This is a genomic window from Halanaerobium sp. ST460_2HS_T2 (assembly GCF_003337665.1).
Taxonomy (GTDB): Bacteria; Bacillota; Halanaerobiia; order Halanaerobiales; family Halanaerobiaceae; genus Halanaerobium; species Halanaerobium kushneri.
The window spans coordinates 1-5528 of sequence record NZ_QPJF01000058.1; the positions used below are offsets into that span (position 1 = coordinate 1).

Genomic DNA, 5528 nt, shown 5'->3' on the forward strand with positions numbered 1-5528 from the left:
ACAAAAAACGTCGATCACAAAAGAATTTAAGGCTTTCTTTACCCTTGTGACAGTACGGATAGTTTTTGCTATTTTAAAAAATGGGGAAAGTCTTTTCATTATTCCATCTGCTTTTAAAATTGATTCCATAGCTGATGAACCTCTTTTTAAAGGTATGGCTGTATACTGATCATTTGTATCAAAAATTAAATTAACTCGTAAAAATTCTTCTAAACCGATATCCGAAGTTACTTTTCTATTAACTTTAGCTTCAATTTGATTGAATGAGGGGGCTTCAACTCCCTGCAACTGATAAATTAATTCTCGAATAAATAAATGGTTGTCAAGCCAGGCAGAAAGAGGGTATCCCGGTAATCCCAAAACAGGTTTTGTTTCCACTTCTGCCGCAATCAAAGGTTTCCCCGGCATAATATTTACACCATGAAATAAAATTTCTCCTTTTTCCCTCAAAATATCAATCGTATAATCTCCTCTACCTGCTGAAGAACCAGAAAGAATAATAATTATATCGCTTGTAACTGCTGCTTCAATCAGGGCTTTTTCAATTAATTGCTTTTGATCAGGAATTATTTCCGATATTTTAACTTTTGCGCCCCATTTTCTAAGAGCTGCTCGCACCATCTGAGAATTAAATTCTACCAGTTCTCCCTTTTCAGGCGTTCCAGCTGCCTCAATAAGCTCATCTCCTGTTGGTATAATTGTAATTTGCGGTTTCTGGTAGACTTCAACTTCCACCACTCCTGCCTCCAGCAGAGCTCCAATATCATAATCCTTTAGCCTCTGAGCTGCCGGAACCAACAAATTACCTTTAACTGCACTTTCACCGATTGAACGAATATTATGCCAGGGAGGAACCCCTTTTTCAATAGAGTAAGTATTTCTATCAATTTGATTAACCTCTTCAATTTTTATGACTGAGTTAAATTGTTCCGGAATCGGATCACCGGTATCTACCTCTACTGCATCCAGACCTGACTTCAGTTGAACAGGATTCCTTTCACTGGCTCCTTCGGTCATTCTGGCCTTAACCGCTATTCCATCCATTGCAGCCGCATAATAATCGGGAGCAGAACGCAGAGCCTTAATCCCTCTAGCAGTAATTCTTCCTTCAGCCTCAGCAGTTTTTATTTTTTCAATATCTGTTCTTGAGCTTTTAAAATTATTTTTTAATTTGTTTATGGCATCAGCCAGTGATATCTTATCTAAATATTTTTTTACCATAGTCTGGTTCCTTCCTTTTTTATATTTAAGTAATAAATATTAATATTTTTCAGATAAAAGAGAACAATCATTCAATCAGCATCAGTTCAACAATCTCTCCTTTTTCTTTACCCTCTTGAGTTCTGGGAACTTTAAGCACTGCATCACCATAAGCAAGATTTGTTATCAGACTTGATTTACCCAGAAGGGGATCTGCCAGCAATTTATCATTATCTCGCTGCACTTTAACCGGTATATATTCTTCTCTACCTTTATCAGAAACAAATCCCCTTGTTAATTCGGCTTTAATCAAATATTTATTATTTGGAATCCCGATTTCTGCTGCCTCTTTTTCTCCATTTAAAACTCTTACAATTTCTGCTACTAAAACGCTGTTAACTGTCCAGGCAGAAGCAGGATGACCCGGCAGCCCGATAACAATTGTACCGTCAATAACTGCTAAAATTGTTGGCTTACCTGGTTTAATTGCCAGGCCATGAAGAAGGACTCCCGGCTTACCTAAAGAATTGAGCAGATCAATCGTCATATCCTTAATTCCAACTGAGCTTCCCCCAGAAATTAAAACTAAATCTTTATCCAGTTCATTTTTGAGAGCAGTCTTTAAACTTTCAAAATCATCTTCAATAATACCAACTTTTTTGGTTTCTGCACCCATTTTACTTAAATAAGCGCTTATAGAATAACTATTAATATCTCTAATCTGTCCAGCTCTAGCATCTGCTTCAGCAGAAATTAGTTCATCACCGGTAGAAATAACTGATACTTCTGCCCGTTTAAAACCTTCAAACTCAGTAACCCCAAGACCGGCCAGCGCACCAATATCACGAGCCATTAGTTTATGACCTTTTTTAAAAAGAAGTTCATCAGCAGCAATATCTTCCGCTTTTTGAACTAGGTTCTCACCGACTGCCAGTGATTTAAAACTCTCAATTGTATTTTGATTAATTTTTTCTGTATCCTCTATCATCAAAACAGCATCTGCTTCTTCTGGCAGCATCCCCCCCGTTGGAATAGCTGCTGCTTCGCCACTTTTAAGCTTAAGTTCAGTTTTTTCTCCCATCTTTATACTACCGATTAATTTAAAATAGCTCGGCATAGAAGCAGAAGCGCCTGCAGTATCAGCAGCTTTAACTGCATAGCCATCAACTGTTGATCGACTAAAAGGAGGTAGATCAATAGGTGAATAAATATCATCTGCCAAAACTCTACTCAGAGCATTATCTAAATTTATTTTTTCTGTCTTAATTATTTTAGTCTTTAAAAAAGATTTTATCTCTTCCCAGAATTTTTCTGGTGGATTTAATTCTAAAAATTCTCTCATAATTTTTTTCATCCTTCCCAACTGATATTGAAATATTCAAAAAATTTAACTACTCTATAAAATTTATTCTAGTTAAAAGTTGGAAACCCTTTTTTAAAAAATAAAATGATACCGGCAATCTGGATATATTTACCTTTTGCAGCTTAAAATTAATATGGTAAATATCCAGACAGCCAATATCATTAGAACTTACTCAGCTAATTCTTTTTTTCGTTCAATTAATTTTTTCTTTTTTTCTTTATATTCTTTGAGTTTATCTCTTTCTCCAGCTACTAATTCCTGAGGAGCATTATTAACAAAACCCTCATTGTTTAATTTACCTTCTGCTCTTTTTATTTCAAATTCCATTTCTTCTATTTCTTTTTCCATTCTCTCAATTTCTTTATCAATATCAATCATACCCTCCAGCGGCAAAATTACTTCTACTTCTTTAACAATTGAAGTTGAAACTTTATCGGGTCGCTCAAGCTCATCTCCCCCAATTATTAGCTCCTTAATGCGGGCTAAATTTTCTATATAATCTTTACCCTCATTAAGAATTTCAATTTTAGCCTCCGGAGCAACAAGCAGAGCTTTGATTCTACGGCCTGGATTAACCTTCATTTCATTTCTAATATTTCTAACTGATTTAATAACACTCATTACCAGTTCCATTTTTTTCTCAGCCGCTGGGTTTAAGCCACTTACTTGTTTTTCAGGATACTGGGCCCGCATAATTGTTCCTTCTGTTCCAGGTAATTTCTGCCAGATCTCCTCTGTAATAAATGGCATTACCGGGTGCAGAAGTCTGAGCAAACTTTCTAAAGTGTTAAGAGCATAATACTGAGCTGTTAATTTGGCTTTGGGATCTTCATCCTGATATAATCTGGCCTTCAAAAGCTCAATATACCAGTCACAAAATTCATTCCAGATAAAATCATATAAAGAACTCGACATTTCTCCAAAGTTATAGCGTTCTAGAGCATCATCAATTTCCCCTGCTACTGTATTTAGACGACTCTGCATCCAGTCATCAGCCAGTGTTGGTTTTAAATCAGCTTCTTCAACTTTCTTCAGATCAAAATCCTCCAGATTCATTAATACAAAGCGAGAGGCATTCCAGATTTTATTGGCAAAGTTGCGGCTCGCTTCAAGTCTTTCTTCTCTAAAGCGCATATCATTACCGGGTGTATTACCTGTAATTAAAGTAAAACGCAGTGCATCTGCTCCAAACTGGTCTATGATATCTAAAGGATCAATTCCATTACCCAGGGATTTACTCATTTTTCTTCCCTGTGCATCACGAATCAAACCATGGATATAGATATCTGAAAAAGGTTTTTGATCCTGGAATTTAAGTCCCATAAAGATCATCCGGGCCACCCAGAAGAAAATAATATCTCTACCAGTTACCAAAACATCTGTTGGATAAAAACTCTCCAGATCCTCTGTATCTTCAGGCCAGCCTAAGGTTGAAAATGGCCAGAGAGCAGATGAAAACCAGGTATCTAATACATCTTCATCCTGACGCAAATTGCTGCTGCCGCAGTTGGGACAACTTTCCGGCTTTTCTTTACTTACAATTACTTCATCACAGTCATTGCAGTAATAAACAGGAATTCTATGGCCCCACCAGAGCTGTCTGGAAATACACCAGTCCCGGATATTGTTCATCCAGTTCATATACACTTTGGAAAAACGGTCGGGAACAAATTTGATATCACTATCTTCTACCGCCTCAATCGCAGGCTCTGCCAGCGGCTGCATTTTAACAAACCACTGTTTGGAAATTAACGGTTCAATTACTGTATCACAGCGATAACATTCGCCAACATTATGCACATGATCTTCAATTTTAACAAGTAAACCTTCTTTTTTTAGATCTTCAATCACCTTTTTACGAGCTTCATATCGGTCCAGACCTGCATAAGCTTCCCCGGCAGCTTCGGTCATTTTAGCATCTTCATCAATTACTGTTACAATTTCCAAATCATTGCGGCGGCCAATTTCAAAATCATTGGGATCATGGGCCGGGGTAACCTTAACCATACCGGTTCCAAACTCACTATCTACATATTCATCAGCAATAATTTCTATTTCTCTATTTATAAGCGGTACAATAACCTTTTCTCCTACCAGATCTTTGTAGCGTTCATCAGAAGGATGAACTGCAATAGCAGTATCTCCAAGCATTGTTTCTGGTCTTGTGGTGGCAATGGTAATATACCCCTCTCTATTTTTATAGGGATATTTATAATGATAAAACTTTCCTTCAGTTTCTTTATGTTCAACTTCAATATCACTTAAAGTTGTGTGACAGCTGGGACACCAGTTAACAATATAATCTCCCTGATAGATTAGACCCTCTTCGTACAATTTGATAAATACTTCTTCTACCGCATCTGAGCAGCCTTCATCCAGAGTAAATCGTTCCCTGGACCAATCACAGGAAGATCCCATTTTTTTCAGCTGATTTGTAATTCTGGTTCCATACTCTTCTTTCCATTCCCAGGCCTTTTCCAAAAATTCATTCCTGGTCATATCTTCTTTTTCTATTCCCTCTTCCCTCATCTTATCTACAACCTTAACCTCTGTTGCAATACTGGCGTGATCAGTTCCAGGAAGCCATAAAGATCGGTAACCCTGCATTCGCTTCCAGCGGGTTAATATATCCTGCAGTGTATTATCAAGAGCATGACCCATATGCAGCTGACCGGTAATATTAGGGGGCGGCATTACAATACTAAAGGTTCCCCTCTCATCTTCTCTCTTTTCTCTTGGTGCAAAATAATTGTTTTCCAGCCAGTATTCATACCATTTATCTTCCGTTCTGGCCGGATCATAAGTTTTTTCTAGATTTTCCACTTTTATTCCCCTCCATTAATTATATGTTGTAATTTTATATAAAATTACACTAGCATTGCATAAAAATATTTAAGCATTGTCAAATTTAAGTTATTGAGAAACTATACTATCTACAGAATATTCAGTCACACCCTTATCCTTT

The 5528-nt window shown here is 37.0% G+C and carries 3 protein-coding genes; all 3 read right to left on the bottom strand.

The features are described from left to right. The coding region (locus tag DFR80_RS14835; RefSeq protein WP_233493937.1) for a molybdopterin-binding protein at positions 1–1221 on the bottom strand (1221 nt) is incomplete at its 3' end. Positions 1222–1288: 67 nt separating this feature from the next. Beyond that, positions 1289–2542: a molybdopterin-binding protein gene (locus tag DFR80_RS14840; RefSeq protein ID WP_076545329.1), complete on the bottom strand. Its 1254-nt coding sequence runs from the start codon at positions 2540–2542 to the stop codon at positions 1289–1291. A gap of 189 nt (positions 2543–2731) precedes the next feature. Continuing rightward, positions 2732–5386, bottom strand: coding sequence for a valine--tRNA ligase (locus DFR80_RS14845; protein ID WP_076545330.1), 2655 nt, complete (start codon positions 5384–5386; stop codon positions 2732–2734). Between the last annotated feature and the right edge of the window lie 142 nt (positions 5387–5528).

What these genes read in the sequence shown, in the direction of transcription:
- DFR80_RS14840 (WP_076545329.1), bottom strand. Translation starts at nt 2,542, where the DNA reads ATGAGAGAATTTTTAGAATTAAATCCACCAGAAAAATTCTGGGAAGAG.